The organism is Streptomyces flaveus, assembly GCF_014647675.1.
In the GTDB taxonomy this organism is placed as follows: Bacteria; Actinomycetota; Actinomycetes; order Streptomycetales; family Streptomycetaceae; genus Streptomyces; species Streptomyces flaveus.
This window is the reverse complement of the sequence record NZ_BMPQ01000024.1, coordinates 37,148-63,948: the sequence shown is the minus strand read 5'-3', so window position 1 is coordinate 63,948 and position 26,801 is coordinate 37,148. Positions and strand designations below refer to the sequence as shown.

The window sequence follows — 26,801 nt, the reverse complement described above, 5'->3', positions numbered from 1 at the left end:
CTCACCGAGGGGGTGCTGTGGAGCCCCGCGGTGTCAGTACCGGCGTCGGAACGGGATGCGACCCCGGACCCTCCCCGGTGATCACCCCGAACAACGTCCGCGCCACATCCGCCCCGAACCCCTGCACGTCATGACTCATCGCGGACAGTGTCGGATGCGTCAGCCGGCACAACTGGGAGTCGTCCCACGCCAGCAACGAGACGTCCCCGGGCACGCTCAACCCCATCTCGGCGGTCACCGACAACCCCGCCACCGCCATGATGTCGTTGTCGTACACGATCGCCGTCGGCCGGTCCGGCGGCGCGGCGCTCAGCAGCGACCGAGTCGCCCGCGCCCCCGCCTCCCCCGAGAAGTCGGTGGCGACCTGCTGGCCCCCGGCGAGCTGGAGGACACGTACGGCCTCGTCGAACGCGGCCGTACGGATCGACGTGTGCCCGAGCGCCGCCGCCCCGCCCACTCGGGCGACCCGCCGATGTCCGAGGGCGGCGAGATAGCGCACGGCTTCCGTCACGGCCGTGGCGTCGTCGGTCCACACGGAGGTGAGGCTGCCGGTCAGGGACGGATGCCCGACGGCCACGACCGGCAGTCCGAGGCGCTCCGTCGTGGGCACGCGCGGATCATCCGCGCGGAAGTCGACGAGGATCGATCCGCTCACCTGCTTCCCCCTCCACCACGCGTCCTGCAGCCCCACCTCCTCCTCCACGCTCCGGACGAGCCGCAGCAGCAGCGAACAGGAGTGCTCCGTCAGAACGCTCTCCACGCCGGAGATGAACTCCATGTAGAACGGCTCGAGCCCGAGCAACTGCGCCGGCCGGCAGATGGCGAGCCCGACCACGTCGACCCGCGAGCTGGACAGCGACCGGGCCGTGAGGTTCGGCGCCCAGCCCAGCTCCCGAGCCGCCTCGAAGATCCGGTCCCGCGTCGCCTCGGACAGCCCCGGCTTGTGGTTGAAGGCGAGCGACACCGCCCCCTTGGAGACACCGGCGCGCGCGGCGACATCCTTGATGGTGACGCGGGATGTGGTCATCGGGTGGGCTCCATGCAGTACAGCGCAGCTCGTGCGGCGTCGGCATCGGGAGTCTCCCAGCCGCGCACCGCGAGGGTCACCTGTTCGCCGGGCAGCAGCGTGACCAGACCCCGGTCGGTCGAGGCGGTGGGCGCCAGCCGGTCGGCCTGGAGCAGCAGATCCCGTACGAGGGTGTGGGCCGTGACGGTCACCTTGCCCGGCGCGACGGTCACGTCGAACCGCGGCTGCGGATACGGGACTTCGCGGTCCGGCACGGGGAAGTGCAGCGCCCGCAGCCCGTCCCCATCCCCGTCTGCGTCCGCCACGAGGAACTCCTTCGGGCCGACGGGTTCCAGATCCTTGGGTACGCGAATGAGGGCGACACTTCGCGCCTCGGCAGCGAGCCCCACGCTCGTCTCGGCCACGACGCCCCCCTCGACCGACATCCGGCGCAGCGTCAGCGACGGCGACCACGGCTCAGCGGACTGGTTGATGACAGCCAACACCAGCTCGCCGTCCCGGAGTTGAAGGGTGAGCAGCCGGTCCGCGTACAGCCGCTTCAGCTCGTGGTACAGCGGCTTCTCCCGGCCGTCCCCGTCGATCGCCGCCCAGGAGGTCACCGGCCAGCAGTCGTTGAGCTGCCACACGATCGTGCCCGCGCACACCGGCCAGTGCGAGCGCCAGTGCTCGATCCCGGCGGCCACGGCCCGCGCCTGGTTGACCTGGGTGAGGTAGTGCCAGCGGTCGAAGTCCCGCTCGGAGAAGCCTCCTTCGGGCATCGCGAAGTGATGCGCGAGCCCGCGCGCCAGCTTCCCGTTCCCGTCGTCCGCCTTCTGGTGGTGCAGCATGCCGGGGGAGTCCGGGGCGAGCCGCTCACCCGGCAGCGCGCGCCGCAGCGTGGCGTACGCGGGCGGTGCCTGCCAGCCGAACTCGGCCACGAAACGCGGGACTTCGGAGCGGTACGCGGCATAGTCGAGGCGGTTCCACACATCCCAGGAGTGGTGAGTGCCGTGCGCCGGGTCGTTCGGGTGGTGGTCCCAGGAGCCGGACCAGGGGCTGCCCGCCGTATACGGCCGCGTCGGGTCCAACTCGGCCACCACGCGCGGCAGTACGCCCAGGTAGTAGCCCTCGCCCCAGGAGTTCCCGGCCAGCCGCGACTCCCAGTCCCAGTCGCGGAAGCCCCACAGGTTCTCGTTGTTGCCGTTCCACAGCACGAGCGAGGGATGCGGCATGAGTCGTACGACGTTCTCGCGGGCCTCGGCCTCCACCTCGCCGCGCAGGGGCTGTTCCTCGGGGTAGGCGGCGCAGGCGAAGGGAAAGTCCTGCCACACCATCAGCCCCAGCTCGTCGCAGGCCTCGTAGAAGTCCTCGCTCTCGTAGATCCCGCCGCCCCAGATGCGTACGAGATCCACGCCGGCCTCGGCCGCCTGGGTGAGCCGGGTGCGGTAGCGCTCGCGGGTGATCCGGGACGGGAAGACGTCGTCCGGGATCCAGTTCACGCCGCGTGCGAAGAGGCGTTCGCCGTTGACGACGAAGGTGAAGCCGGAGCCGTGCGCGTCGGGGCTCCGGTCCAGCTCGACGGTCCGGAAGCCGATGCGGCGGCGCCAGGCGTCGAGCGGGCCCGCCTCGCTGAGCAGCTCCAACTCCACGTCATACAGCGGCTGTTCGCCGTAGCCGCGTGGCCACCACAGCGCGGGGTCCGGGACTTCGAGTCGTACGACCCCGCTGGTGCCGTCGATCTCCGCGGACGCCCGTACATCGCCGACCCGGGCCGTCACCCGGAGTGCTGCCTCGACCCTGGTCCGCTCGACGTCGACGTACAACTCGACGCGTCCCAGGCCGTCTTCGACCGTCACGAGCGGCCGTACGCGGGCGATACGGGCCGTCGACCACCGCTCAAGGCGCACCGGCTTCCAGATGCCGGCCGTCACCAGCGTCGGCCCCCAGTCCCAGCCGAAGGAGCAGGCCATCTTGCGGATGTACTGGAAGGGCTCGGGATACGCGTTCGGCCGCTCGCCGAGCCGCTCCCGGACCGCCTCGGCCTCGGTGTACGCGGAGGTGAAGCGCACGGAGAGAGGGCCTTGAAGACCCGTGACGTCGAAGCGGTGCGAGCGGTGCATGTTCCGTACGCGGCCGAGTAGTTGGCCTCCCGCCCGGATCTCGGCGGCTGTGTCGAGGCCTTCGAAGACGAGGTCCGTCTGCTCGTGCTCGCCCGGGGCCGCGTCCAGCATCGTCTCGTACGTCCAGTCGCGCCGTCCCACCCACGCCACCTCGGTCTCGGCCCGGCCGAGGAACGGGTCCGGGATGACCCCCGCGGCCAGCAGATCCGTGTGCACACAGCCCGGTACCGCCGCGGGGAGGGCGGCCCCGTCATGGTGAAGCGTCCAGCCCTCGGAGAGCGGTGTGGCGTCCAGCATGCGCGTACTCCCTAAACCGATATAGGCCAGTGGGCGACGGGCCCGCGAAACATTTTGACATCGTTGGCGGAATTGGGACTTTACCGGTTCAGTAACCACTGTCAGAGTGCGGAACCAGCCAACCGACTCGTGCTCATCCGTCCCTGAACGGAGCTGGTGCAGATGAACCGCCGCACGACCCACCGCACGACACTCGCCGGAACGCTTCTCGCCGCCGTGCTGCTGGCCGCGGGCTGCACCGGAAGCGGAGGCGCGTCGCAGGGCGAGGACGCCAAGGCCGCCGACGACCCGGACAAGGTCTCCGGCACGATCAAGGTCCTCACCCACCGGACGGACCTCGTGCAGGACGGCACGATGAAGAAGTACGCCGCCGAGTTCAACAAGACCTATCCGAAGGTCAAGGTGGAGTTCGAGGCCCTCACGGACTACGAGGGCGAGGTCAAGATCCGTATGAACACGGAGAACTACGGCGACGTCCTGATGATCCCCGGCGTGATCAAGAAGAACGACTACCCCAAGTTCTTCGCCTCGCTCGGCACGGAGGCCGAGCGCAGCAAGAAGTACCTCTTCACCGACTTCACCACGGTCGACGACAAGGTCTACGGGCAGTCTCCGATGGGTGCGGTCCCCGGATTCCTCTACAACAAGCGGGTCTGGGAGGAGGCCGGGATCACCGACTGGCCCACCACGCCCGCCGAGTTCATCGCCGGACTCAAGGCCGTCAAGTCCAAGACCGACGCGGTGCCGTACTACACGAACTTCAAAGACATGTGGCCGCTGACCCAGTGGACGTACATCAACGGCTCGGTGAGCTGCGACGAGCAGGCGACCACACGGCTCGCGGAGGGCAACCCGTGGGCGAAGGGCGCCGATCTGCGCGTCGGCGACACGCTGCTGCACGACATCGTGCGCGAAGGGCTCATCGAGAAGGACCCGACGACCACCAACTGGGAAGGATCCAAGCCCAAGTTGGTGAAGGGCGAGATCGCCACGATGTGGCTCGGCTCCTGGGCGGTCATCCAGTTCCAGGCGGCGGCGAAGGAGGCCGGCAGCAACCCCGACGACATCGGCTTCATGCCCTTCCCGGCCCAGGTGGACGGAAAGTTCTGCGCGACCATGTCGCCCGACTACAACCAGGCCGTCAACATCAACTCCGACCACAAGGAAGCGGCCCGCGCCTGGATCGACTGGTTCACCGACAAGTCCGGTTACGCGGACGACAACCTCGCCCTCTCGCCGGTCAAGGGCGCCCCGCTGCCCGACGTACTGAAGCCGTACGAGGCCGCCGACGTGAAGCTCATGGAGCTCGACGACGCGCAGGGCGCGGCGGTCAAGGAGATCGACAACCAGTCGGAGGTCGGCATCTACAAGCCCGACTACCGCCAGGACCTCGTCGACCTCGCACGCGGCGCCAAGGACGGCAGCCTCGACGGCTTCCTGGACGATCTCGGCAAGCGCTGGACCGAGGCGGCGAAGACCGCGGGGTCGTGATGACGGACACGACCGAGAAGGTGGCGCGGCCGAAGCAGGCCGCGCCACCCGCCCCCAAGTCCGCGGCCCCGCGCAAGGTCCGCCTGTGGCGGGGCCTCACGCCCTGGCTCTTCCTGGCCGCCCCGCTGGTCCTGCTGATCACCTTCACGTACGCGCCGGTCGCCAACATGGTCGCGTACAGCTTCACCGACTGGGACGGCGTGAGCCCTGAACTCAGCTACACGGGCGCCGACAACTACGTCGAACTCTTCACCCGTCCCGAGCTGTTCGAGGTCTTCTTCGTCAGCGGCTACTACCTCGCCGCCTCGGTGGTCCAGATCGCCGCCGCGCTCTACTTCGCGACGATCCTGAGCTTCAACGTCCGCTTCCGGAACTTCTTCAAGGGCGTGCTCTTCTTCCCGTATCTGATCAACGGGGTCGCGATCGGTTTCGTCTTCCTCTACTTCTTCCAGGACGGCGGCACCCTGGACTCGGTGCTGCGGCTGTTCGGCGTCGAGTCCGACAAGGCCTGGTTGGGCACGTCCACGTCGGCGAACGTCTCGCTGGCCGGGGTCTCCGTCTGGCGCTACATGGGCCTGAACTTCGTACTCTTCCTCGGCGCGATCCAGTCCATCCCCGGGGAGCTGTACGAGGCGGCCGAGCTGGACGGCGCGAACCGCTGGCAGCAGTTCCGGCACATCATCGCGCCCGGCATCCGGCCCATACTCAGCCTGAGCGTGATCCTCTCGATCTCCGGGTCACTCTCGGTCTTCGAGATCCCGTACATCATGACCGGCGGCGCCACCGGCACCGAGACCTTTGTGATCCAGACGGTGAAGCTGGCCTTCCAGTTCAACAAAACGGGTCTCGCCTCGGCGGCGGCGGTCGTGCTGTTGCTGATCATCCTGGCGGTGACGTGGGTGCAGCGGCGCCTCGTCCCGGACGAGAAGGTGGATCTCGTATGACCAGTGGATCTCTGACGACCCGCCGGGGCCTCGCCCGCACGCTCACGTATCTGTCCCTGGTCGTCGCCAGTGTCGTCGTCCTGCTGCCGCTCCTCGTGGTCCTCCTGACCTCCCTCAAGTCCTCACAGGAGATGGCGAACGACAGCGGCGCGCTCCAACTGCCCGACAACCTGCTGAACTTCGAGAATTACGTGACGGCCTTTCAGGATGGCCAGATGCTCGCGGCGTTCGGGAACACCGCGTTCATCCTGCTCTTCGCCATCACCGGCACGGTGATCATCGGCTCGATGGCGGCGTACGCGATCGACCGCTTCACCTTCCGTTTCAGGAAGCTGGTGGTCGCGCTGTTCCTGGTCGCCACACTCGTCCCCGGGGTGACGACTCAGGTCGCGACCTTCCAGATCGTCGACAGCTTCGGCATGTTCGACACCCGCTGGGCGCCGATCGCCCTCTACATGGGCACCGACATTGTCTCGATCTACATCTTCCTGCAGTTCGTCCGCTCGATCCCCATCTCCCTGGACGAGTCGGCACGACTGGACGGCGCGAACGCCTTCACCATTTACCGGAAGATCATCTTCCCGCTGCTGAAGCCCGCGATCGCGACGGTGGTGATCGTCAAGGGGATCACGGTCTACAACGACTTCTACATCCCGTTCCTGTACATGCCGTCCGAAGAGCTTGGCGTGATCTCGACGTCGCTGTTCCGCTTCAAGGGGCCGTTCGGAGCGCATTGGGAGAACATCTCGGCCGGTGCGGTCCTCGTCATTCTCCCGACGCTCGTCGTCTTCCTGTTCCTCCAGCGCTACATCTACAACGGCTTCACTCGGGGCGCGACGAAATGATGAGCGCCGGCAGCAGCACCGGGGTCACCTGCTCGACCTGCCACGGCCGCGCCCCGTACCCGGCGAGCGCGGCCGCGACGGACTCGGCGTTCACTTCGGCAGGCGGCTCCCAGCACACACGGCGCACGGTGTCCGGGGTGATCAGGTTCTCCTGAGGCATGGTCAGGGTCTCCGCCAGCGCCGACACCGCCGCCCGCGCGGCGACCAGCCGGGCCGCGGCCACCGGGTCCTTCTCGGCCCAGGCGCGCGGCGGCGGGGGACCGGTGATCGGCTGCCCCGGCTGCGGCAGTTCGTGGTCCGGCAGCGCCTTCGCGCGGTCCACGGCCGACTGCCACTGCTCCAGCTGACGCCGGCCCATGCGGTGCCCGAAGCCGTTCAGCGCGGCGAGCGCCTGCACGTTGACCGGCAGGGAGAGGGCGGCCTCGACGATCGCCGCGTCGCCGAGCACCTTGCCCGGCGAGATGTCCCGGCGCCGCGCGACCTTGTCCCTGGCCTGCCACAACTCTCGTACGACCGCCATCTGCCGCCGTCGGCGCACCTTGTGCATTCCGGACGTACGCCGCCACGGATCCCTGCGCGGCTCGGGCGCGGGCGCCGAGGCGATCGCGTCGAACTCCTGCTGGGCCCACCCCAGCTTGCCCTGCCGGTCGAGCTCCTTCTCCAACGCGTCCCTGAGGTCCACGAGCAGCTCCACATCGAGCGCGGCATAACGCAGCCACGGCTCGGGCAGCGGACGCGTCGACCAGTCGACCGCGGAGTGCCCCTTCTCGAGTACGAAGCCCAGGACGCCCTCGACCATCGCGCCGAGGCCGACGCGCGGGAACCCGGCGAGCCGGCCGGCCAGCTCGGTGTCGAAGAGGCGGCTGGGGACCATGCCTATTTCGCGCAGACACGGCAGATCCTGCGTGGCGGCGTGCAGCACCCACTCCGCACCGGCCAGCGCCTCGCCGAGCCCCGACAGATCGGGACACGCGACGGGGTCGATGAGCGCGCTGCCCGCACCTTCGCGGCGCAACTGCACGAGGTAGGCCCGCTGGCCGTACCGGTAACCGGAAGCGCGCTCGGCGTCGACGGCGACGGGACCGCTGCCCGCGGCGAACGCGGCGATCACCTCGGCGAGCGACGCCTCGTCGGCGATCACGGGCGGAATCCCGTCCCGGGGCTCCAGCAACGGAATCGGCACCTCTGCTTCAGAGGATCCGCCGTCGTCCGGAGGGGCGCCTCCGGTGGTTCGCAGTGATGTGTCTGCTGCGGTCTCTTGGGCGTCGGTCACGTGTCAAGGGTATCTGTAAGGGCCATCGCCTGACCCGCACCGTCGATCGACGCATGGTCTGACCGGCCAAAACCGGTCCCGGTGCTGCTCATGGGTTTCCGGTACTTGTGACGGGCATGTCAGTTCGGTCGGCGCAGTCCCGCGATGAGGAGCTCGACCAGCCGGCGTGCGTCGTAGTCGGGGTCGCTGTCCGCACCGATGCAGAGGTTCCCGACGCCGCGCATGAGCTCGTAGGCCTCGAGGTCGGAGCGGATCTCGCCGGCGTCGGCCGCGGCTTCGAGCAGGTGGGCGCAGACGGGTACGAGGCGGTCGAGGAAGTAGGCGTGCAGCGCCTCGAAGCCGGCGTTGTCGGACTGCAGCACGGCGGCGAGTCCGTGCTTGGTGACCAGGAAGTCGACGAACTGGTTGATCCACTGGCCCAGTGCGGCGTGCGGGGTCGCGCTGGTCGCCAGCAGGGCCGGCCCGGCCTCGGCGCAGGCGTCGACCTGGTGCCGGTAGACGGCGATGATGAGGTCCGCTCGCGTCGGGAAGTGCCGGTAGATCGTGCCGAGGCCGACGCCGGCCTTGGCCGCGATGTCGCGTACGGGTGCCTCCACCCCTGACGTGACGAAGACCGAGGCGGCCGCGTCGAGCAGAGCCTCCTTGTTGCGCCGGGCGTCCTTCCGCTTGGACGGGGCCTTGGCCTGGGCTGCGTCCCCCGTGCCCTCGTCGCTGTCGTTCACCGCGCCGCTCCCTCCACTGCCGTGCTTGCCACTGCCGCGCTTGCCAAACGGAACGGCGTTCCGTATCGTTTCTGTTGTTCCGGAACATCGTTCCGTTTGCTCATGATGTCAGAGCAGGGCCCGGCAACCAAGCCATGCATTGCCAAGCCGTGCATGGCCACCACGCTCCACCCGTCATTCCGTAATGGAGGAACACGGTCATGCAGTACCGCACCTTGGGCCGCACCGGTGTGCAGGTCAGCTCCCTCGCACTCGGCGCGATGAACTTCGGCAAGATCGGCCGCACCACCCAGGACGAGGCCACCGCCCTCGTCGACGCCGCCCTCGAGGGCGGCATCAACCTCATCGACACCGCCGACATGTACAGCGACGGTGAGTCGGAAGAGATGGTCGGCAAGGCCGTCGCCGGCCGCCGCGACGACATCGTGCTGGCCACGAAGGCGAGCATGCCGATGGGCGACGAGCGCAACCACCGGGGCGGCTCACGCCGCTGGCTGGTCACCGCGCTGGACAACAGCCTGCGCCGCCTCGGCGTCGACCACGTCGATCTCTACCAGATCCACCGGTGGGACCCGAGCGCCGGCGACGAGGAGACGCTGTCGGCTCTGACCGACCTGCAACGCGCGGGAAAGATCCGCTACTTCGGCTCCTCGACCTTCCCCGCCCACCGCATCGTGCAAGCCCAGTGGGCCGCCCGCGAGCATCACCTGAGCCGATACGTCACCGAACAGCCCAGCTACTCGATCCTGCAGCGCGGCATCGAGACCCACGTCCTGCCCGTGACCGAGGAGTACGGGCTCGGAGTGCTGGTGTGGAGCCCGCTGGCCTCGGGCTGGCTGTCGGGCGCGATCCGCGAGGGCCAGGAGATCGCCACCAGCCGCTCCACGTTCATGCCGCAACGCTTCGACACCGCCGTCCCCGTCAACCGGGCCAGGCTCGACGCCGTCGAGCAGCTGGCCAAGGTCGCCGACGAGGCCGGGCTGACCCTGATCCAGCTCGCGCTCGGTTTCGTGACCGCGCATCCGGCCGTGACCAGCGCGCTCATCGGCCCCCGCACGCTCGACCACCTGCACTCACAGCTCGCCGCCGCGGACACCGTGCTCTCCGCCGACGTACTCGACGCGATCGACGCCATCGTCGCCCCCGGCACCGACCTCGCCGCGCACGAGAAGTACGACACTCCGCCCGCGCTGCTCGACCCGTCACTGCGCCGCCGCTGATCGAAGCTCCCGAGGGCGGCGTCGTCGGGGACATGCACGACGCCCGTCGACGAAACGTTCCATCGACGGGCGTCCGAGAGGTGTGAAGCAGTTGGCTCAGTGGATGATGCCGGTGCGCAGGGCCACCGCCACCATGCCGGCGCGGTCGCCCGTGCCGAGCTTGCGGGCGATGCGTGCGAGGTGGCTCTTGACGGTCAGGGCGGACAGGCCCATCGAGACGCCGATGGCCTTGTTCGACTGGCCCTCCGCCACCAGCCGGAGCACCTCGACCTCGCGGCCGGACAGTTCGCGGTAGCCGCCCGGGTGGCTCGGGGCACCCGGGTGGCGGCGATGCATGCGGGCGGCGGCGGCCGAGCCGATGGGGGCGACGCCGGGGCGGGTGGGGAGTCCGATGTTCGTACGCGTACCGGTGACGACGTACCCCTTCACGCCGCCCGCCAGGGCGTTGCGTACGGCGCTGATGTCGTCGGCGGCGGAGAGGGCCAGGCCGTTGGGCCAGCCCGCGGCTCGGGTTTCGGAGAGGAGGGTGAGGCCGGAGCCGTCCGGCAGATGGACTTCCGCGACGCAGATGTCGCGTGGGTTGCCGATGCGAGGACGAGCCTCCGCGACGGACGAGGCCTCGATCACGTCGCGCACTCCGAGAGCCCACAGGTGGCGGGTGACGGTGGAGCGCACGCGCTGGTCGGCCACGACCACCATCGCGGTGGGCTTGTTCGGGCGATAGGCGACCAGGCTTGCGGGCTGCTCGAGGAGAACGGACACCAGGCCTCCTGGGGGTGGGGGGTGTGAGACGGCGCCGGCTCTGGGGAGGGAGCCGGGGGGAAACCGTGCTTTCAAGGTCACAGAGGTCTTCGGCACTAAACCCGTCTGCCTTTAGAGAATGATCACGATTTGGTGAGTAACAATCCGTGCAATTCGGACAGGCTGTCGATCACCCGAAGATCGAACGAGTTCACTCCGCTTCGTTACGCGGCTGAAAGTGGTCGTATCGATAAAGAGATTAGAGCGTGTGGGTGAGCGGCCGGTGGCGAACGCGAAGGGGTTGCCCGGTGGGCTGTGCTCAGCGGGATGAGGCTCGGCGGGATTGGGCTCAGCGGGACTGAGGGCCGCGTCGCTGAGGGAGGGTCACGACCGAGGAGTCACCCGGGGTGGCCGGCGGCAGGCCCGCGACCTGGCACAGCAGGTCGCACCAGGCGGCGAGGTGGGAGGCCGTGTCCGGGACGCCGCCGAGGCCCTCACGGGGGGTCCAGGAGGCGCGGATCTCGATCTGGGAGTTGGGCCGGCGTTCCGAGAGGCCGCCGAAGTAGTGGGAGCTTGCGCGGGTGACGGTGCCGCCGGGTTCGCCGTACGACAGGCCGCGGGCCTGGAGCGCGCCCGTCAGCCAGGACCAGCAGACGTCGGGGAGCAGCGGGTCGGCGGCCATCTCCGGTTCCAGTTCCGCGCGTACGAGCGTGACCAGACGGAACGATCCCTGCCAGGCCTCGTGTCCGGCGGGGTCGTGGAGGAGGATGAGCCGGCCGTCCGCGAGGTCGTCGTCGCCGTCGACGACCGCGGCTTCCAGCGCGTACGCGAACGGGGCGAGCCGCTGCGGCGGCCGGGTTGGCTCGATCTCGATCTCCGGCCGCAGCTGGGCCGTGCCGAACGCGTCGACGGCCGTACGGAAGGGCAGCGGAGCCGCGTCCGCGCCCTTCCGCTCCCCTTCCTTGGCTTCCTTGGAGTCCTCGGCTTCCTTGGCGTCGTCCATCCCGCCAGCGCCGTCCGACAGTCGTCCTTGAGCCGCAGCCATGCGGGGAAGGTTAAGGGGAACGAAGGCTTCGCGCAGGGAGAGACACCCGTGCCACCGGCGGTTGGGCGGGAACGACTCGGTTTCGCTGTGTTTGTGACCGCGGCCGGGTGTGGCCATGGGCGGTACGGGGCGCTCCGTGCGGCGTGCGAGACTTTTTGGCGTGAGCGCCAACGACCGCCCCATGGGCAAGCAGCAGCCGACAGCCGCGTACGACTCCACCTTCCTCAAGGCGTGCAGGCGTGAACCCGTGCCGCATACGCCGGTGTGGTTCATGCGGCAGGCCGGGCGTTCGCTGCCCGAGTACCGCAAGGTGCGCGAGGGCATTCCCATGCTCGAGTCGTGCATGCGGCCCGAGCTGGTCGCCGAGATCACGCTGCAGCCGGTGCGCCGGCACAACGTGGACGCAGCGATCTACTTCAGCGACATCGTGGTCCCCCTCAAGGCCATCGGTGTCGACCTCGACATCAAGCCGGGCGTCGGCCCGGTCGTCGAGAAGCCGATACGCTCCCGCGCGGACCTCGCGCAGCTGCGCGACCTGACGCCCGAGGACGTCGCGTACGTCACCGAGGCCATCGGTCTGCTCACCGCCGAACTCGGCGAGACCCCGCTCATCGGCTTCGCCGGCGCGCCGTTCACGCTCGCCAGCTACCTCGTGGAGGGCGGCCCGTCCCGCAACCACGAGCACACCAAGGCCCTCATGTACGGCGACCCGCAGCTGTGGGCCGAACTGCTCGACCGGCTCGCGGAGATCACAGCCGCCTTCCTGAAGGTGCAGATCGAGGCGGGCGCCTCGGCCGTGCAGCTCTTCGACTCGTGGGTCGGCGCCCTGGCACCGGCCGACTACCGGCGCTCCGTCATGCCCGCCTCCACGAAGGTCTTCGAGGCCGTGAAGTCGTACGGCGTCCCGCGCATCCACTTCGGAGTCGGCACCGGTGAACTGCTGGGCCTGCTGGGCGAGGCCGGCGCGGACGTCGTCGGCGTCGACTGGCGCGTCCCGCTCGACGAGGCCGCGCGCCGCGTCGGCCCGGGCAAGGCACTCCAGGGCAACCTCGACCCGGCGGTCCTCTTCTCCACCACCGAGGCCGTCGAGACCAAGACGCAGGAGATCCTCGACGCCGCCGCGGGCCTGGAGGGCCACATCTTCAACCTCGGCCACGGCGTCCTGCCCAGCACGGACCCGGACGCGCTGACCCGGCTCACGGAGTACGTCCACACGCACACCGCCCGCTAGCGAGGTCTCCAGGTCTGCCGCGGCCGGGCCTGCCTGCCCCACAGCAGGCCGCGCGGCTCCGGTGGTGGCGGGGTGCCCGGGCGCAGGGGCCAGGCGAGGAGCATGCCTGCCACGAAGCCGACGACATGGGCGACGTAGGCGACGGTGCCGGCCTCGGAGACGCCGGCGCCGGGCGCGTGACGGTAGGGGCCGTGGTGGGACGAGATGAGTGGTTTGCAAGGCGCCAGTCCAGCGCCCACGTGACCGCCACCGCGACCATCATCTACTGCTCGAACAGCCCCTTTGGGGTGCACGTCCCTTGTGGCTGCGCTACCACCGGACCAGGACGGTTCCGGCACTGTGATCAGCGGCTCCGCGACGCGCCGCCTCGGAGCAGCGTGGGCACCCTCCGCGCCAGGCTGGTCATTCCTCCGCGTCGCGGACCAGGAGTGCGATCTGGACCCGGTTCTCGACCGCCAGCTTGGCGAACAGGCTGCCTACGTGTGCTTTGACGGTCGCGATGCTGATGTGCAGTCGCTGGGCGATCTCCGGGTTGCCCAGCCCGTCGGCGATGGCCCGGGCGGTTTGGAGTTCTCGTTCGGTCAGTGTGGACAGCTGGTTCCGTGCGGCTTCGCGGGATGAGCTGCGGGCGTGAGCGGACTGTGGGCCGGTGGCTGCGGCGATCACTCGTGCCGTGGCCGCGGGGGACAGCACGGGGTTGCCGTTCGCGACGGTTCGTACCGCCTCGAGGATCTGTGGGGGTTGGGTGTCTTTGAGGACGAAGCCGAGTGCTCCGGCGCGCAGGGAGCCGAGCACCAGGTCGTCGGAGTCGAAGGTGGTCAGCATGAGCACCCGTGGCGGCGCCGGGCGGGTGAGGAGTTCCCGGGTCGTACTAAGACCGTCGCGGCCTGGCATGCGTACGTCCATCAGTACGACGTCCGGCCGCTGTTCGTCCACCACGGTGAGCGCGGCGTCGCCGTCGGCCGCTTCCGCGACGACGGTCAGGTCCGGTTCGCCGTCGATGACGAGCCGCAGCGCCATGCGCACCAGCTGTTCGTCGTCGACGATGACGACACGCACCGGCTCCCGATCGGTATCCACTCAGGTTCTCGTTTCGTGGGTGGGGTTCGGCCAGGGTAGTTGCGCGGTGAGGAGGTAGCCGTTGTCGGGGGTGGGGTGGTGGTTGAGTTTTCCGCCGGCGAGGGTGATGCGTTCGGTGAGGCCGAGCAGGCCGAATCCCGATGCCGGTGGTTGGGTGATTGCTGTGGTGGCGGGGGAATTGAGGACGCTGAGGTTGAGTTCGCTGCCGGCTGTTCCTTCGAGGGTGATGTGTATGTGTGCGCCGGGAGCGTGTTTGGCGGCGTTGGTCAGTCCTTCCTGGACGATCCGGTAGCAGGTTCGTCCGACGGCGTCGGACGGTGTTCCCGTCACGGTGGTGGTGAGCGTGACGTCCAGTCCGGAGGTGTGGGCCTCGGCCACCAGGTCGGGAATTCGGTCGAAGTCGGGTTGGGGTGGCTCCGGGCGGCCCGGGTCGGCGCGGAGTACACCGAGGACATCCCGTAGTTCTTCCAGGGCTTGGTGGGAGCCGTCGGCGATGCCGCGGACCAGTACGCGGTTCTCCTCGGCTGTGAGGCCGCCGCTGCGGTGGTCCAGCACTCCGGCCTGCATGGCGACCAGGGAGATCCGGTGCGCGAGTACGTCGTGCATTTCGCGGGCGATCCGGTTGCGTTCAAGGGCCCGTGCCTGTGCCGCTCGTGCGGTCTGTTCCCGTTCCGCGCTCTCCGCCCGGTCGCGCAAGGACCGCACTTCGACACGGCGCGCGCCGATGGCCATGCCCACGGCCGCCGCGATGCCCGCGATCAGTACCGGGAACGCGAGCTGGAGCCATAAGGAGGCGGACGAGCTCCGTACCGGGTAGAACCCGCCGGCGAACTGTGACGCGGTCACGAAGACCAGCCCGACGGCCCCGATCTCCACCGGACGGCGACGAGTGGAGATCGAGACCAGCGCCAGAAACGCGGCGCCGGAGGCGAGCGCCGACGCGGTCGAGGCGATCGCGACCGTCAGGGCGACGGCGAGCGGGAACCGCCGCCGCCACACGAGCGCCGTCAGGCAGCAAAGAGCCACCAGCGGATCACCGATGACGAACCACGGGCCCGTTTCGCCCGTCTGCTCCCGCAGCAGCACGCCGATGGAGAGCCAGAGGGGGATGCCCACTGCCGCGGCCGCCACCAGTCGCCAGGTCTGCTGCCACCACCCGAGCCGTGGCGCGACGTCTGTATTCACCTGGCCATTGTCGCGACACCGTACGGCCGGTGAGTCAGACCGGGGGCTGAGGCGGCCCTAGACCAGAGTCGAGTCACCGCCTCGCCCCTCGTCGAAGACGGTTCGAGCCGCGGGGCTGATGTGCCGGCTGCGCCCGCACGGACAGACTCGTCCACGTGCCGGGACAAGGGCCCCGTACCGCACCGGACTTCGGCAAGTCCGCTCAGCGGCGGGGCCGTCCCATGCCCGCCCAATCCGGCGCCCCGTACGCGCCCTTCAGGAGGACACCCGATGCACAAAAAGACCTTGTCCGTCGCCCTCGCCGTCACCGTGGTGACGGTGACCGCGGCGGCGCTGACCGTGACTCCGGGAGTGTCGGTGGCGACGCCGGACACGGTGGCGACGCCGAACACCCTGCGGTGGGGCCCGTGCTCGGAGAAGGCCGACTCACCCCGTCTGGAGTGCTCGACACTCGAAGTTCCGCTGGACTACCGCAATCCCGGCGGCCGGCAGATCGAGATCGCGATCTCCCGGCTGGCGAGCGAGGATCCGTCGCAGCGCCGCGGCGTGCTGCTGACCAATCCAGGCGGCCCCGGCATCACAGGACTCGGCTACCCGGCCGTTCTCGCCGCTTCAAAGCTGCCGCAGGAAGTGCTGGACTCCTACGACGTGATCGGCTTCGACCCGCGCGGCACCGGTCGCAGCGCGCCGGTGACCTGCGATCTGACACTGGCACAACGCAACCGCGGCAATCTGCCGCCGTACGCGCACAACGCGGCCGATGTCGCGCGGCAGGCCGGCAGCGCGCGGACCATCGCCGAGCAGTGCGCCACCTCGAAGACGGCCTCGATGCTGCCGCACACCACCACCGCGAACACCGCGCGCGACATGGACAGCATCCGGGAGGCGCTGGGCGAGCCGAAGCTCTCGTACCTCGGTGGGTCCTACGGCTCCTACCTCGGTGCGGTGTACACGACGCTGTTCCCGGGGCGCAGCGACCGGGTCGTGCTCGACAGCAACCTGGGCCCCGGCGGTTACGACGTCACGGCCATGCGGTTGCTGGCCCGTGGATTGGAGGACCGGTTCCCGGACTTCGCGGCGTTCGCCGCCGCGCACCCCGAGTACGGTCTGGGCACCACAGTGCGGCAGGTGACCGCGAAGTTCTTCGAACTCGCCAAGCGGCTGGACGCGAAGCCGGTCCGGGGCATCGACGGGACGCTGTTCCGCGGGCTCACCTTCGACCGCCTCTACAGCGACGCGTCCATGCCCTCGGTGGCCGAGATGTGGCAGGCGCTCGACAAGGACCGGCCGCTGCCGCCCGACACTCCGCCGTCGATGGAGGACATGGAGAACTCCATGGCCGCGCGTTTCTATGTGATCTGTGGTGATTCGCGCTGGCCGGAGACGGTCCGGGAGTATCAGCGCGATGTCGCGGTCGACCGGCTGAAGTACCCGATGCTGGGCGGGTCCTCGGCCGGCATCGGACCGTGCGCGTTCTGGCCGGACGAGCGGGGCGAGCCGCCGGTGCGCATCGGTGACCGGGGCCCCTCGAACGTGCTCATGGTGCAGAACGAGCGCGACCCGGGGACACCCCTGGCCGGCGCCCGGGAGCTGCGGCGGGCGTTCGGCAAGCGGGCCACCATGGTGACGGCCGACCAGGGCGGGCACGGCGTCTATCCGTTCGGTGTCAACACGTGCGCGAACGACGCGGTGACGGCGTTCCTGACCACCGGGCAGCGCCCGTCGCAGGACCTCGCCTGTGCCGCGGAGCCCAGCAAGTAACGGGAGGAGAGGCATGCTCAAGGAGTGGCGGCATCGTCGGGCCGTGCAGCGGGTCAAGCCCGGGGACGGGCGAGCGTTGAAGCGTTTCCGCTGGTGGCAGATGCTTACCCGCGCACTGTTCCATCTTCGGCTGACGCACGACGACGGCCGGCAGACGCTCTACGCCGTCGACGTCAGGCATCAGAATCAGTCGGAGGGCTACGTCAAGGCCCACCTGTACCTCGATGGCAGGCATCACGCCGAGTCCAGAGTCCCTGCCGTCTTCCCCGTCCCGGGCGGCACCGTCGAGGTAAGGGCGAGCGGCTTCGGGCTCAAGCGCTGTCACTACGTCACCGCCGAGGGGGCCGAGTTCACACTCGTCCCGGACCCCGCCTCCGCCGAGGGGCGCCGCGCGCGCCTCGACCGCGCGCATCCCGTACTGAGCCGCGGGATCGGTTTCCTCTCGCGGATCGTGCTCGTCATCGGCCTGGTTCTCCTGATCCTTCAGCTCGCCGAACAGGTCACCCGGGCACCGGAGGGCCTCGCCCAGTACGTCGGGACCTTCACCTCGCCCATCGATCTGCCGGCCTGGGGCAACACCGTGATCGGGCTCGTCACTGCGGCGGCCAGCACGGAGCGGGCGCTGCGACTGCGCTACCACTGGCTGCTCGACGGCGGGACGGGCTGACCCCTCGGTGGCCTGGGCCGCTCGCGGCGGGCTCACCAGCAAGCTCCGCCTGAGCGCCGACGGCCGCTGTCGCCCGCCGTCCCTGATCGTCACCGGCGAACAGCGGGCGGACTGCAGGATCCTGAACTCCGTACGCAGTCAAGCGGTTGCTCTTGCTGCTCGGTCATCCCGGAACTGAAGCATTTCAGGTCTGCGTGTTCGCGTTTTGTCACTGAGTGACGTACTGTCGCTTGAAGACGCAGGGAGAAGGGTGGCCCTCCTGCACCTGGGTCGTCACCGCCGAACTGTCGGCCATGGCGGTCACAGTGCCGCTGCGGAACAAGCTGTCCGACCCCTACGAGACGAAAGGACTGTCGCGAGGATGACAGCGATGGCCATGAGCGAAGAAGGCCGCATCGTTCGACCGCTGGGCGCATTCGAGCGAACCATCGACTTCTACATGCACCGCAACCCTGTCCAGTTCTCTCTGGTCGCCGAGCTGAACCGCCAAGTGCCGGCGACAACATTGGCTTTGGCGCTGGCGGCGTTACAGGATCGACATCCGCTGCTCGGGGTCGCGGTTGATCGCGCCGCACCCGAGGCTGTGTTCCGGGCATCCCAAGGGGCGCTCTCACTCGAGGCAGCCGCCGACGGCACTCCGTGGCAATCCGTCGTCGCCGCCGAACAGACGCGGCCGATCCCCCCGACACCAGGCCCTCTGGCACGTGCCGTGCTTGTCCCACGAGAGTCGGGGTGCGCCGTAGTGCTCACGTTCGCTCACCAGATCGCCGACGGCATCGGCGGCCTGAGGGCTCTGCTGGACCTGGTGGCGGCCCTGAGCTGTGAGGATTTGGCCCCAGGCAACGTTCCACAAGCGCAGGAGGAACTCCTCGCCCATGTGGGCGGAGCGACGGACACCGGCGACGCTGCGACGGGAACGACTGGCAAGGATGACGAGCGCATGAGCGCCGTCGGCGAGCTCCTGCCTTTCTCCGGGCGCAGGCCACACGTCGACGCTCTCGCCTTGGACCGGGGACTGACCACGCGGCTTGTCCGTCGCTGTCGCCTGGAGCGCACATCCGTGCATGCCGCGCTCTGCGCCGCGGCCACGGTGGTACTCCACCGACGAGGGCGCGAGTTCGTGCGCGTCTTGAGCCCGGTGGACCTGCGCCGTGCGGTCGGCCTGTCCGACGAAGTGGTCGTCCGGTTCACAGGCGCCCGGACGGGCAGCGCCGCGCACGACGCAAACGACTTCTGGACGAGTGCTCGGCATACCCGCGGATCGCTGTCTCGTCAGCGCACACCAGATGCGCTCAAGGCCGGTTCCGCGGCTCTCGCAAAGCATCCCCCAACGAGCTGTAGCGACGCCGAGGCCATGATGACCGCCGCTACCGCAGCCGACATCCAGATCACCAACCTCGGCGTCGCACACCCGAGTCGGCAGAGCATGAACGCGCTCTCCGCTCTGTGGGGCCCCGCGCAGATCACCCACATGCGAGGCGAGCACATTCTCGGTGTCGTCACTGTCGGCGGGCAGCTGCGGATGACAGAGCTGACCCACGACCCTGTCGCCGGGCTCGTCCCAGAGATGGGCGCTGTACTGGCCGAAGCCTGCGCCGAGTCACCTGGCGGATGAGTGTGTCCATCTGCCCGGCGTACCGAACAGACGACACCGTCATCCGACGACTTCCGCACCGATGCACATGCTGTGCGCCATGCCCTCGACCTCAGCGGTCCGGTGGAACAGTCGCCCCTCAACCCCAGGGCGGGCGGGTGATCGGATTCGCCCACTCCCCACCGAACCTGGCGGCGGTCGACGGTGAGGACGAACTCATCGACCCGGCACTCCGGAAGCAGAAGGAATCGCCCCCGGTCGGCAGTCCTCCCGGAGAGGGCACCGGCGTCCCGACGACGAAGGAGAACGTGACTGATGACCAGCACTGACAGCGGGTTGCCCCGACGGTCCCTGTTAGCCGGCGCCGCCGTCCTGGGAGCGGCGGCGGCCCTGCCCACGGACGTTGCGCAGGCGGCGCACGCGTCGGCAGAGCCCGCGCCGGCCGGGGCCGCGTCGCCGGGGCGCTACCCGTCGAACTGGCCCGACCCCGAGCGCTACGGACTTGCCGACACCCGCCTGGACCTGTGGCCGCGTGAGGACAACTCCTTCGTCCTCCCGCTCGAACTGCGCCCCCGTGACGAGGAGCTCGGCCGGGTATGGATCCGGGACACCTACGTCAACTGCTTCGTCATCGACGGCCGGCCGGTCTATGTCGCCACGGGCACCACCAACGCGCCCGGACGCGCCGGGCCCGCCCCCTGGAACGACGGCATCTTCGTGTGGGTGTCCTCTTCCCTCGAGGGGCCGTGGACGCTGGCCGACACCACCGGCATCCGGCCCGGCGCCGAGAAGGGCAAGGTGTGGTCACCGGAGTTCGCCGGTGAGAACCGGCCAGGACGCACGGTCGTCGCCCCTTGGCAGGAGTACTGGCACGACGACCAGTTCGGCAAGCGCGGCAACGTGTGGGCTCCGGAGCTGCACCACGTCCGCGGGAAGTGGTACATCGTCGCGACCATGGGCGACCACTCCCGCAAGGTCGGCTCGTTCATGCTTGTGAGCGAGGGCGGAGTCGAGGGCCCGTACCGGCTCATCGAGGGCAATCTCGACAAGCCCTTCGGCGAGTCGTTCATCGGCGGGCCGGACTTCATCGAGCCCGGCGCCTACTTCCACATCGACGGCGGCCTCTACGCCGAGGGCGAAGAGGCGTGGCTCGTGCTGCACAACGACCTGTACGCCAAGTTCCGGGACGACATGGAGGACATCGTCCCGACCACGGACCTCCCGAAGTTCCAGCAGAAGCCGTACTCGACGGAGCCGTACCTCGAAGGCGCGTACGTGTTCAAGTACGAGGGCAAGTACTACCTCCTGCAGGCCGCCTGGGACTGGAAGTGGGCCAAGCCCGACGGCACCACGCGGTACGCCTACGACAAACCCGGCGAGGGTCGGCAGCACCAGTACGACGTGGTCGTCGCCGTCTCGGACACTTTCGAGGGCCCGTACTCCGAGCGGTGGACCGCGGGTGTCGGCACCGGCCACAACAACTTCTTCGTGGACCACCACGGCCGCCCATGGTCGACGTTCTTCCTCAACCCGAGCGCCGGCTACTGGTCTGATCCGTCACGCGAAGCCGACGCCGCCGTGCCCGGTGTCGTGCAGCTGGAATGGACCGGCCCGGCGGGCAATCGCCTGTACGTCAAGCGCCGGACACTTCCATGGACCCAGCACAGCGATCTAACCGATCCGGGGAGGTGACTCCCGGGAGATGGGGCCCCGCCGCAGCGGGCGACCAACGGCACCTCGGCGGCGGGCCGCAAGCGGCTCGTCCTGCCTCACCACGTAGGACACGGTCTCAATCACAGGCGGCCCTGGCGCTCCGGGTCGAACACCCGGGTCTCCTTGAGCTACGCGGACCGCGTCGCGTACTGGACGGTGGTCTTCGAAGTGTGCCGGTAGGCATCGCGGCGTTCCCGGACGGCGGCGGCCGCCGCCGGAACATTCCAACACCGCGTGTTCAACACCCATACCGGATCGGCGCCGCAAGTCACGGCGCACGACAGTAAATTCACATGGCACCCATATTTCTCGTCTCATCGGTCTGTCACAATTTCGGGGTACGGCAAACTACTTCCAGATCGGACACGTGATTACCAGTGACATTCCTGTGCCGCACGTTCCAGGGGGCATCATGACGCGCAGATGGTCGCTTATCACCACGATCGCCGTACTGGCCGTCGCGCTGGCCTTCGTCGTCGCCCAGCTGGTGCGCGGCCAGGAGTCCGGGGAGCAGCAGGCCTCGCCGAGCGCGGGCGCCGAGTCGCCGCGCGGCGTCGCGTGGTGGCCCCTGCACCGGTCCGGCACCGCGAAGGCGGGTGAGCACGACGCCGTCGTCAGCGGCGACGTGGAGTGGACCGACGGTCCCGAGGGCGGTGCACTGCGGCTGGATCGCACCAGCGAATACGTGAAGGCGGGCTCAGGGATCGACACCGCCGGCGCGGACTACTCGGTCGCCGCACGGGTGCGGCTCACCTCCGTGAACGGCTTCCGCACCGCCGTGTCCCAGGACGGCAAGCGAATCAGCGCGTTCTTCCTCCAGTACTCCGGCCAGGACGAGAACTTCGCGTTCAGTTCCCCCGGTGCCCGTACCGTCGCGGAGAAGACCGAGCGGCCGCAGGCCAACCGCTGGTACCACCTCACCGGCACATACAGCCAGAAGGGCCACCGGATGCGGATCTACGTGGACGGCAGACTCGCGGGAAGCAGAGAGGCTTCCAGCAAGGCGAAGCCCACCGGCGATGTGCTGATCGGACGCGGCAGGGTCGGAGGGAAGGCGGTCGACCACTGGAACGGCGACATCGCCGACGTACACGTCTACGACCGCGAACTGGCGCCCGGTGAGGTGGACTCGCTTTCCGCCCGCGAACCAGGCTGACGGCGGGCGCCGGCGCCCTTCCCCACGAGGGGCGTCGGCCGCCGCCGACGGGCCGCGCACCGAGCGAGCCGGGACGTGCAACGAGGCACGGCCCGGCCGGCACATGGTGTCGTGCCCTGCCGGAAAGTGCCCCCGGAGGATGCGCCCCGGCCGCCGGAACGACGGCGGCACCCGGGCGCGTTCACCGTCGCCGCGTGCCGGCGGACACGCCGAACGGAGCGTGCGACCTCTCGCGGCGGGGCCCGTCGGCTTTCCCGCAATCGGCTGAACCAATATCCCCCCACAGGTGACCGGAGAGCCCCCACAGGTGACCGGAAAGGAAAAGGCCTTTGTCGGCCAGCACTTCGACCGAAACTTCGACCGAAGACGGAATAACCTACCCCCCCACCGCGGAACTCCTCCCCGAGGAATTCCTCAGAGCCTTCTACCAGTTTCACGGCCGCGCGTTGCTGCAGTTCGCCGCACGGCGACTGCAGGGCGACTGGCACCGCGCCGAAGATGTCCTCCAGGAGGTCGCGATCCGCGCCTGGCGCCACGCCGGGGAGCTCGACCCGACCACGGATGCGGCGCGGCCGTGGCTGTTCACCGTGCTGCGCAACCTCGTCATCGACGATCTGCGGGCCCGCCAGGCCAGACCGGCGGAGACCGGAGACCCGGAACTCGCCCACCCGCAGGTGTCCGACGACATCGACCACATGCTCACCTCCCAGGTGCTCTTCGAGGCGTTGGAGGACCTGCGGCCGCCGCAGCGCGAGGTTCTGCTGCACGTGCACTACCTGGGGCGCAGCGTCAACCAGACGGCCAGGGTCCTCGGCGTGCCGCCGGGCACGGTCAAGTCGCGGACGTTCTACGCCTCCCGCGCCCTGCGGGAGGCGCTGCACAGCCGCGGGCTGTACGCGGACGGCCGTTACCGCGACGCCGGCTGAGACTCCGCGAGACGCCCCACGTGCCGGGTGATCTCCAGGCCGAGCGGTCCGGTGTCGAGCGATCCGCCCGCACCGGCCCGCCAGCGCCAGCCCGCGGGTGCGTCGCCGAGCACCAGCAGCGCGTCCCCATGCCGCAGACCGTCCAACGCTCCCTCCCGCCGCGGGAGCTGTGAGGCGTCCACGACGAACAGGTGCGGCGCCTCGCCTTGGACGGTGATCCGGCTGCTGCCCTCGATCAGCCGGAAGATCTGGGTGACGTCGGGCGATCCGGGCTCCGGCTCTCCCGGCTCCGCCGAAGCCGCCCAGGCGAACGCCTCCTCCACGCTGGCCGCGGTGTGCAGACGCGAGGCCCGCGGCACGTCGGCGGCAACGAGCCCGTCGCCGGCCACGGATCCCACCAGGGTGACCTCGGCGAGAGCCCCCACCGGGCCGGAGAGCGCCTCGGTGATGACGGCCCGCGCCAGACTGCGCACCTCCTCGTCGGGTCCCGCCACGGAGACGGGTCCCGACGCCCGGGAGAGGTCGACCAGCACCCGGTCGGCGCCGTCCAGCCCCACCGTCACCGTCAGCGCGTACGGCAGGGCCGGTTCGCCCTCCGGACCGCGGCGCAGGTCGTCGGGGGAGACCGTCCAGCGCTCGCCGTCCGCCTCGGCGGTCCAGGGCGCGGGGGCGTCCTCCTCCGCGCCGGCCAGCAGTAGTCCGAGCCGCTCCTCGGAGTAGACGACGGCGTACATGTCGGGCAGCGACCGGCCGGAGCGCAGGCACTCGCCCGTCAGCCGGCGCAGGCCCGCGTCGACCACGTCCAGCGCCTCCCGCCCCTCGACGGCCGCCGAGGCGACGACGGGCTTCGGCGGGCGGGGCTGCCGCTCGGTGACGACCAGCGCGGCCACCGCTCCGATCAGCGCCAGCCCCAGCACCACGGCCAGGACGTACCAGATCATCTTCTGACTCCTTGTCGGGACCCCCGGCGGCGGAGCCGGGACGGTCGAAAGCGGGGGAGGGGGAGGCGGGGCGGCACCGCGGCGGAGTCGCGGCGCCCTGCACCCGAAGGCCACTACGGGGGGCGGTCGCAGACGGTTCACGGGCGCGTCGGTGCAGGCCCGTGAACCATCCGCGGGCGGGCCCCGTAGGTCCCGTCAGTGGCGCGAGAGCTGCCGAGCACGGCTCCCGCACCCCCGCAATCACGCAGGCTGGAGGACGTTTCGTGTCGTTGATGTTGACCGTGGTCGATGGGGACAGTGATGCGTTCGACGTCCACCTCGACGCCGACCCCGACACGCCCGTGAGCGGCGTCGCGGAGGCGCTGGCCGGGGCGGGAGGCGTCCACCGGCCCCCGGAGGACCTCGGCCTGTACGTCGGCGACCGGCTGCTGCCCGCGGACATGCTGCTGCGGGACTCGCCGCTCCACCACGCGGCCGTTGTGGGCCTGGGCCGCCCAGCCGGTACCTCGTCGGCCGAACCGGACGGGCTGGCGGAGGTCCGTGTCGTCGGCGGGACCGGAGCGGGCGCGGTGCACCGGCTCGACATCGGCGACTACCGGATCGGGCTGGCACACGACGGAGCCGCCCAGGTGCTGCGCACCGTACCGGACCGTCCGTTCGCCGTCTTGACGGTGGGCCCCGCAGGACGCTGCCGCGTGGCTCCCGACCCGTCCGCGCCGGACGACGGCACCCTGCAAATGGACCGCGAGGACCTCGCCGAAGCCACCGCCTGGCCGGCCGGCGCACAGCTCCTCGTCGGCGGCTGCCTGCTCGATCTCGCCCTCCCGCATAGGCCGGACGCGGCCGTGGAACCGTCGGAGGACGGCACCGGCTGGGACTACAACCGGCCGCCGCGGCTGCGGCCGGCCGAGAACGCCACCCGCTTCTCCCTGCCCTCCCCACCCGCGCCGCCCGGCGCCCGGCCACTCCCGTGGATCACCGCGGCCGCCCCGCTGGTGATGGCGGTGGCCGCGGCGCTGGTCTTCGGCCGCTGGACGATGCTGCTGTTCGGGCTGCTCTCGCCGGTCGTGATCCTCGGCAACTACATGATGAGCAAGCGCAACGGACGCGAGTCCCATTCCGAGGCGGTCGCCGCCTACGAGGAGAAGAAGGAGCGCATCGAGGGCGACGCGGAGAAGGCCCTGGCGGCCGAACGCACCGCCCGGCGCCGTGGCTTCCCCGACCCGGCCGAGGTCGTCCTGACCGCTGTCGGTCCCCGGCACCGCCTGTGGGAACGCCGCACCTCGGACGCCGACTTCCTGGAACTGCGCATCGGGACCGCCGACCTGCCCTCCGATGTGGTGCTCCTGGACCCGACCAAGGACGAACACCGCCGCCAGGACCCGTGGACCGCGTACGACGTCCCGGTGACCGTCGCGCTGCGTGAGCACGACGTCCTGGGAATCGCCGGCGAGGGCCCGGCCGCGCGCTCCGTGGCTCGGTGGGCGGTCGCCCAGGCCGCCGTCCTGCACAGCCCCCGTGACCTCCAGATCCACCTGCTGACGACCGGCGGCCCGGGCCGGGACGGATGGTCCTGGCTGCGCTGGCTGCCGCACGTGCGGCAGAAGTCCGGTGACACCCCGGCCAGCATCGGCTACGGCACGGAGACCTGCGCCCGCCGGGTCGCCGAACTGACCGCGCTGATCGCCGAGCGTGCCGGACGGGAGGACCGGCGGGGCCGGCCCGCCGGACCGGACGTGCTCGTCGTCCTCGACGGAGCCCGCAGGCTGCGTTCCCTGCCCGGCGTGGTGCAGATCCTGCGCGACGGACCGTCCGTCGGCGTCCGCGCGGTCTGCCTGGACTCCGAGGAGCGGCTGCTGCCCGAGGAGTGCCATGCCGTCGTCGTCGAGGAGCCTGGCGGAACCGTGCGGGTGGGACGCTCCGGGAGGGACACCGTCGGGAGCGTCCGGCCCGACGCGGTGTCCCTGGACTGGTGCCGCTCGCTGGCCCGCGCGATGGGCCCGCTGCGGGACCCGGGCGAGGCCGACGAGGAGGCCGCGGTGCTCCCCGGCTCCGCCCGGCTGCTCGACGTACTCGCCCTCGACCCGCCGCATGCCGCCGGCATCCGGGCCCGCTGGACCGCCGGGGGCCGCTCGACCCGGGCGGCCGTCGGCGTCTCCCTGGACGGCCCGTTCTTCCTGGACCTGCGGCGCGACGGCCCGCACGGGCTGGTCGCCGGTACCACCGGCTCCGGAAAGTCCGAACTCCTCCAGACGCTGGTCGCCTCGCTTGCGGTGGCGAACCGTCCGGACGCGATGACGTTCGTCCTCGTCGACTACAAGGGCGGCTCCGCGTTCAAGGACTGCGTGGACCTGCCGCACACCGTCGGCATGGTCACCGACCTCGACGCCCACCTCGTCGAGCGGGCCCTGGTGTCGCTGACGGCGGAGCTCACCCGGCGCGAGCACATCCTCGCCGCCACCGGCGCCAAGGACATCGAGGACTACGTCGAGGCGCTGGAGCGGAACCCGGCGGGCAACCCCCCGATGCCCCGGCTGCTCATCGTCATCGACGAGTTCGCCTCGATGGTGCGCGACCTGCCGGACTTCGTGAAGGGCCTGGTCAACATCGCGCAGCGGGGCCGCAGCCTCGGCATCCACCTGATCCTGGCGACGCAGCGCCCCAGCGGCGTCGTCTCCTCGGAGATCCGCGCCAACACCAACCTGCGCATCGCGCTCCGCGTGACGGACTCCGGCGAGAGCCAGGACGTCCTCAACTCCCCTGAGGCCGCCGGGATCTCGCAGAGCACCCCCGGCCGCGCCTATGTGCGCTTCGGCCAGAACTCTCTCGTGCCGTTCCAGTCC

General features: G+C 70.0%; 23 protein-coding genes and 1 pseudogene. 14 read left to right on the top strand and 10 right to left on the bottom strand.

Annotated elements, in window-relative coordinates; genetic code table 11:
• Position 1: 1 nt before the first annotated feature.
• Both IEZ21_RS34170 and IEZ21_RS34165 read right to left on the bottom strand, forming a co-directional pair.
• On the bottom strand, positions 2–1,027 hold the full coding sequence (locus IEZ21_RS34170) for a LacI family DNA-binding transcriptional regulator (RefSeq protein WP_189325702.1): 1,026 nt from the start codon (positions 1,025–1,027) through the stop codon (positions 2–4).
• The gene (locus tag IEZ21_RS34165) at positions 1,024–3,423 is read right to left on the bottom strand and encodes a glycoside hydrolase family 2 protein (RefSeq protein WP_189325701.1); all 2,400 of its coding nucleotides are present in this window, start codon (positions 3,421–3,423) and stop codon (positions 1,024–1,026) included. The genes IEZ21_RS34170 and IEZ21_RS34165 overlap by 4 nt, the downstream gene beginning before the upstream one ends.
• Positions 3,424–3,585: 162 nt before the next feature.
• Between IEZ21_RS34165 and IEZ21_RS34160 the strand changes: the two genes are divergently transcribed.
• From IEZ21_RS34160 to IEZ21_RS34150, 3 genes are read left to right on the top strand one after another with little or no spacing between them, the layout of a single operon-like run.
• A complete protein-coding gene (locus IEZ21_RS34160) occupies positions 3,586–4,914 on the top strand; it encodes an ABC transporter substrate-binding protein (protein WP_189325700.1) in 1,329 nt (442 codons plus the stop codon).
• Positions 4,914–5,858 (top strand): carbohydrate ABC transporter permease, encoded by a 945-nt coding sequence (locus IEZ21_RS34155; RefSeq protein WP_189325699.1) that lies wholly within the window; start codon positions 4,914–4,916, stop codon positions 5,856–5,858. Before IEZ21_RS34160 ends, IEZ21_RS34155 begins: the two co-directional genes overlap by 1 nt.
• Entirely contained in the window at positions 5,855–6,703 is an 849-nt protein-coding gene (locus tag IEZ21_RS34150) for a carbohydrate ABC transporter permease (protein WP_189325698.1), read from the top strand. Before IEZ21_RS34155 ends, IEZ21_RS34150 begins: the two co-directional genes overlap by 4 nt.
• Here the strand turns inward: IEZ21_RS34150 and IEZ21_RS34145 are convergent.
• Complete coding sequence (locus IEZ21_RS34145; protein WP_189325697.1) at positions 6,681–7,976, bottom strand: ribonuclease D; 1,296 nt, start codon at positions 7,974–7,976, stop codon at positions 6,681–6,683. The two genes, IEZ21_RS34150 and IEZ21_RS34145, sit on opposite strands and share 23 nt — an antisense overlap.
• 119 nt (positions 7,977–8,095) lie before the next feature.
• Positions 8,096–8,698, bottom strand: a complete 603-nt coding sequence (locus tag IEZ21_RS34140) for a TetR/AcrR family transcriptional regulator (protein WP_189325696.1) — start codon at positions 8,696–8,698, stop codon at positions 8,096–8,098.
• 200 nt (positions 8,699–8,898) lie between these two features.
• Between IEZ21_RS34140 and IEZ21_RS34135 the strand changes: the two genes are divergently transcribed.
• Positions 8,899–9,918: an aldo/keto reductase gene (locus IEZ21_RS34135; protein WP_189325695.1), complete on the top strand. Its 1,020-nt coding sequence runs from the start codon at positions 8,899–8,901 to the stop codon at positions 9,916–9,918.
• Between the two features lie 96 nt (positions 9,919–10,014).
• Here IEZ21_RS34135 and IEZ21_RS34130 read toward each other — a convergent pair whose 3' ends face one another.
• Both IEZ21_RS34130 and IEZ21_RS34125 read right to left on the bottom strand, forming a co-directional pair.
• On the bottom strand, positions 10,015–10,680 hold the full coding sequence (locus tag IEZ21_RS34130) for a helix-turn-helix transcriptional regulator (protein WP_033325822.1): 666 nt from the start codon (positions 10,678–10,680) through the stop codon (positions 10,015–10,017).
• 328 nt (positions 10,681–11,008) lie between these two features.
• Entirely contained in the window at positions 11,009–11,704 is a 696-nt protein-coding gene (locus IEZ21_RS34125; RefSeq protein WP_189325694.1) for a DUF3000 domain-containing protein, read from the bottom strand.
• Positions 11,705–11,864: 160 nt separating this feature from the next.
• Here IEZ21_RS34125 and hemE point away from each other — a divergent pair, with 160 nt between their 5' ends.
• A complete protein-coding gene (gene hemE, locus IEZ21_RS34120) occupies positions 11,865–12,935 on the top strand; it encodes a uroporphyrinogen decarboxylase (protein WP_189325693.1) in 1,071 nt (356 codons plus the stop codon).
• Here the strand turns inward: hemE and IEZ21_RS34115 are convergent.
• From IEZ21_RS34115 to IEZ21_RS34105, 3 genes and pseudogenes are all read right to left on the bottom strand, one after another.
• A pseudogene (locus IEZ21_RS34115) lies at positions 12,932–13,114 on the bottom strand (rhomboid family intramembrane serine protease); the annotation flags it as partial. The gene hemE and the pseudogene IEZ21_RS34115 sit on opposite strands and share 4 nt — an antisense overlap.
• 223 nt (positions 13,115–13,337) lie before the next feature.
• Complete coding sequence (locus tag IEZ21_RS34110; RefSeq protein ID WP_189325692.1) at positions 13,338–14,015, bottom strand: response regulator; 678 nt, start codon at positions 14,013–14,015, stop codon at positions 13,338–13,340.
• Positions 14,016–15,200: a sensor histidine kinase gene (locus tag IEZ21_RS34105; protein WP_189325691.1), complete on the bottom strand. Its 1,185-nt coding sequence runs from the start codon at positions 15,198–15,200 to the stop codon at positions 14,016–14,018.
• Positions 15,201–15,470: 270 nt separating this feature from the next.
• Here IEZ21_RS34105 and IEZ21_RS34100 point away from each other — a divergent pair, with 270 nt between their 5' ends.
• The 8 genes from IEZ21_RS34100 to IEZ21_RS34070 all read left to right on the top strand — a co-directional run bounded on the left by IEZ21_RS34100 (position 15,471) and on the right by IEZ21_RS34070 (position 23,017).
• Positions 15,471–16,961: an alpha/beta hydrolase gene (locus IEZ21_RS34100; RefSeq protein ID WP_189325690.1), complete on the top strand. Its 1,491-nt coding sequence runs from the start codon at positions 15,471–15,473 to the stop codon at positions 16,959–16,961.
• Between the two features lie 13 nt (positions 16,962–16,974).
• Complete coding sequence (locus tag IEZ21_RS34095) at positions 16,975–17,628, top strand: hypothetical protein (RefSeq protein ID WP_189325689.1); 654 nt, start codon at positions 16,975–16,977, stop codon at positions 17,626–17,628.
• Between the two features lie 230 nt (positions 17,629–17,858).
• Positions 17,859–17,993, top strand: coding sequence for a hypothetical protein (locus IEZ21_RS48510; RefSeq protein WP_281399636.1), 135 nt, complete (start codon positions 17,859–17,861; stop codon positions 17,991–17,993).
• Between the two features lie 5 nt (positions 17,994–17,998).
• Positions 17,999–19,243, top strand: coding sequence for a peptide synthetase (locus IEZ21_RS34090; RefSeq protein ID WP_189325688.1), 1,245 nt, complete (start codon positions 17,999–18,001; stop codon positions 19,241–19,243).
• A 137-nt stretch (positions 19,244–19,380) separates the two neighbouring features.
• The gene (locus IEZ21_RS34085) at positions 19,381–19,551 is read left to right on the top strand and encodes a hypothetical protein (RefSeq protein ID WP_189325687.1); all 171 of its coding nucleotides are present in this window, start codon (positions 19,381–19,383) and stop codon (positions 19,549–19,551) included.
• The gene (locus IEZ21_RS34080) at positions 19,538–20,914 is read left to right on the top strand and encodes a family 43 glycosylhydrolase (protein WP_189325686.1); all 1,377 of its coding nucleotides are present in this window, start codon (positions 19,538–19,540) and stop codon (positions 20,912–20,914) included. The genes IEZ21_RS34085 and IEZ21_RS34080 overlap by 14 nt, the downstream gene beginning before the upstream one ends.
• Positions 20,915–21,347: 433 nt before the next feature.
• Positions 21,348–22,091: a LamG domain-containing protein gene (locus IEZ21_RS34075; protein WP_189325685.1), complete on the top strand. Its 744-nt coding sequence runs from the start codon at positions 21,348–21,350 to the stop codon at positions 22,089–22,091.
• Positions 22,092–22,420: 329 nt separating this feature from the next.
• A complete protein-coding gene (locus tag IEZ21_RS34070; protein WP_189325684.1) occupies positions 22,421–23,017 on the top strand; it encodes a sigma-70 family RNA polymerase sigma factor in 597 nt (198 codons plus the stop codon).
• Here the strand turns inward: IEZ21_RS34070 and IEZ21_RS34065 are convergent.
• Positions 22,999–23,958: a hypothetical protein gene (locus IEZ21_RS34065; protein WP_189325683.1), complete on the bottom strand. Its 960-nt coding sequence runs from the start codon at positions 23,956–23,958 to the stop codon at positions 22,999–23,001. The genes IEZ21_RS34070 and IEZ21_RS34065 overlap by 19 nt on opposite strands.
• A 272-nt stretch (positions 23,959–24,230) precedes the next feature.
• Here IEZ21_RS34065 and IEZ21_RS48015 point away from each other — a divergent pair.
• On the top strand, positions 24,231–26,801 hold a 2,571-nt coding region (locus IEZ21_RS48015), incomplete at its 3' end, for an FtsK/SpoIIIE domain-containing protein (RefSeq protein WP_281399638.1).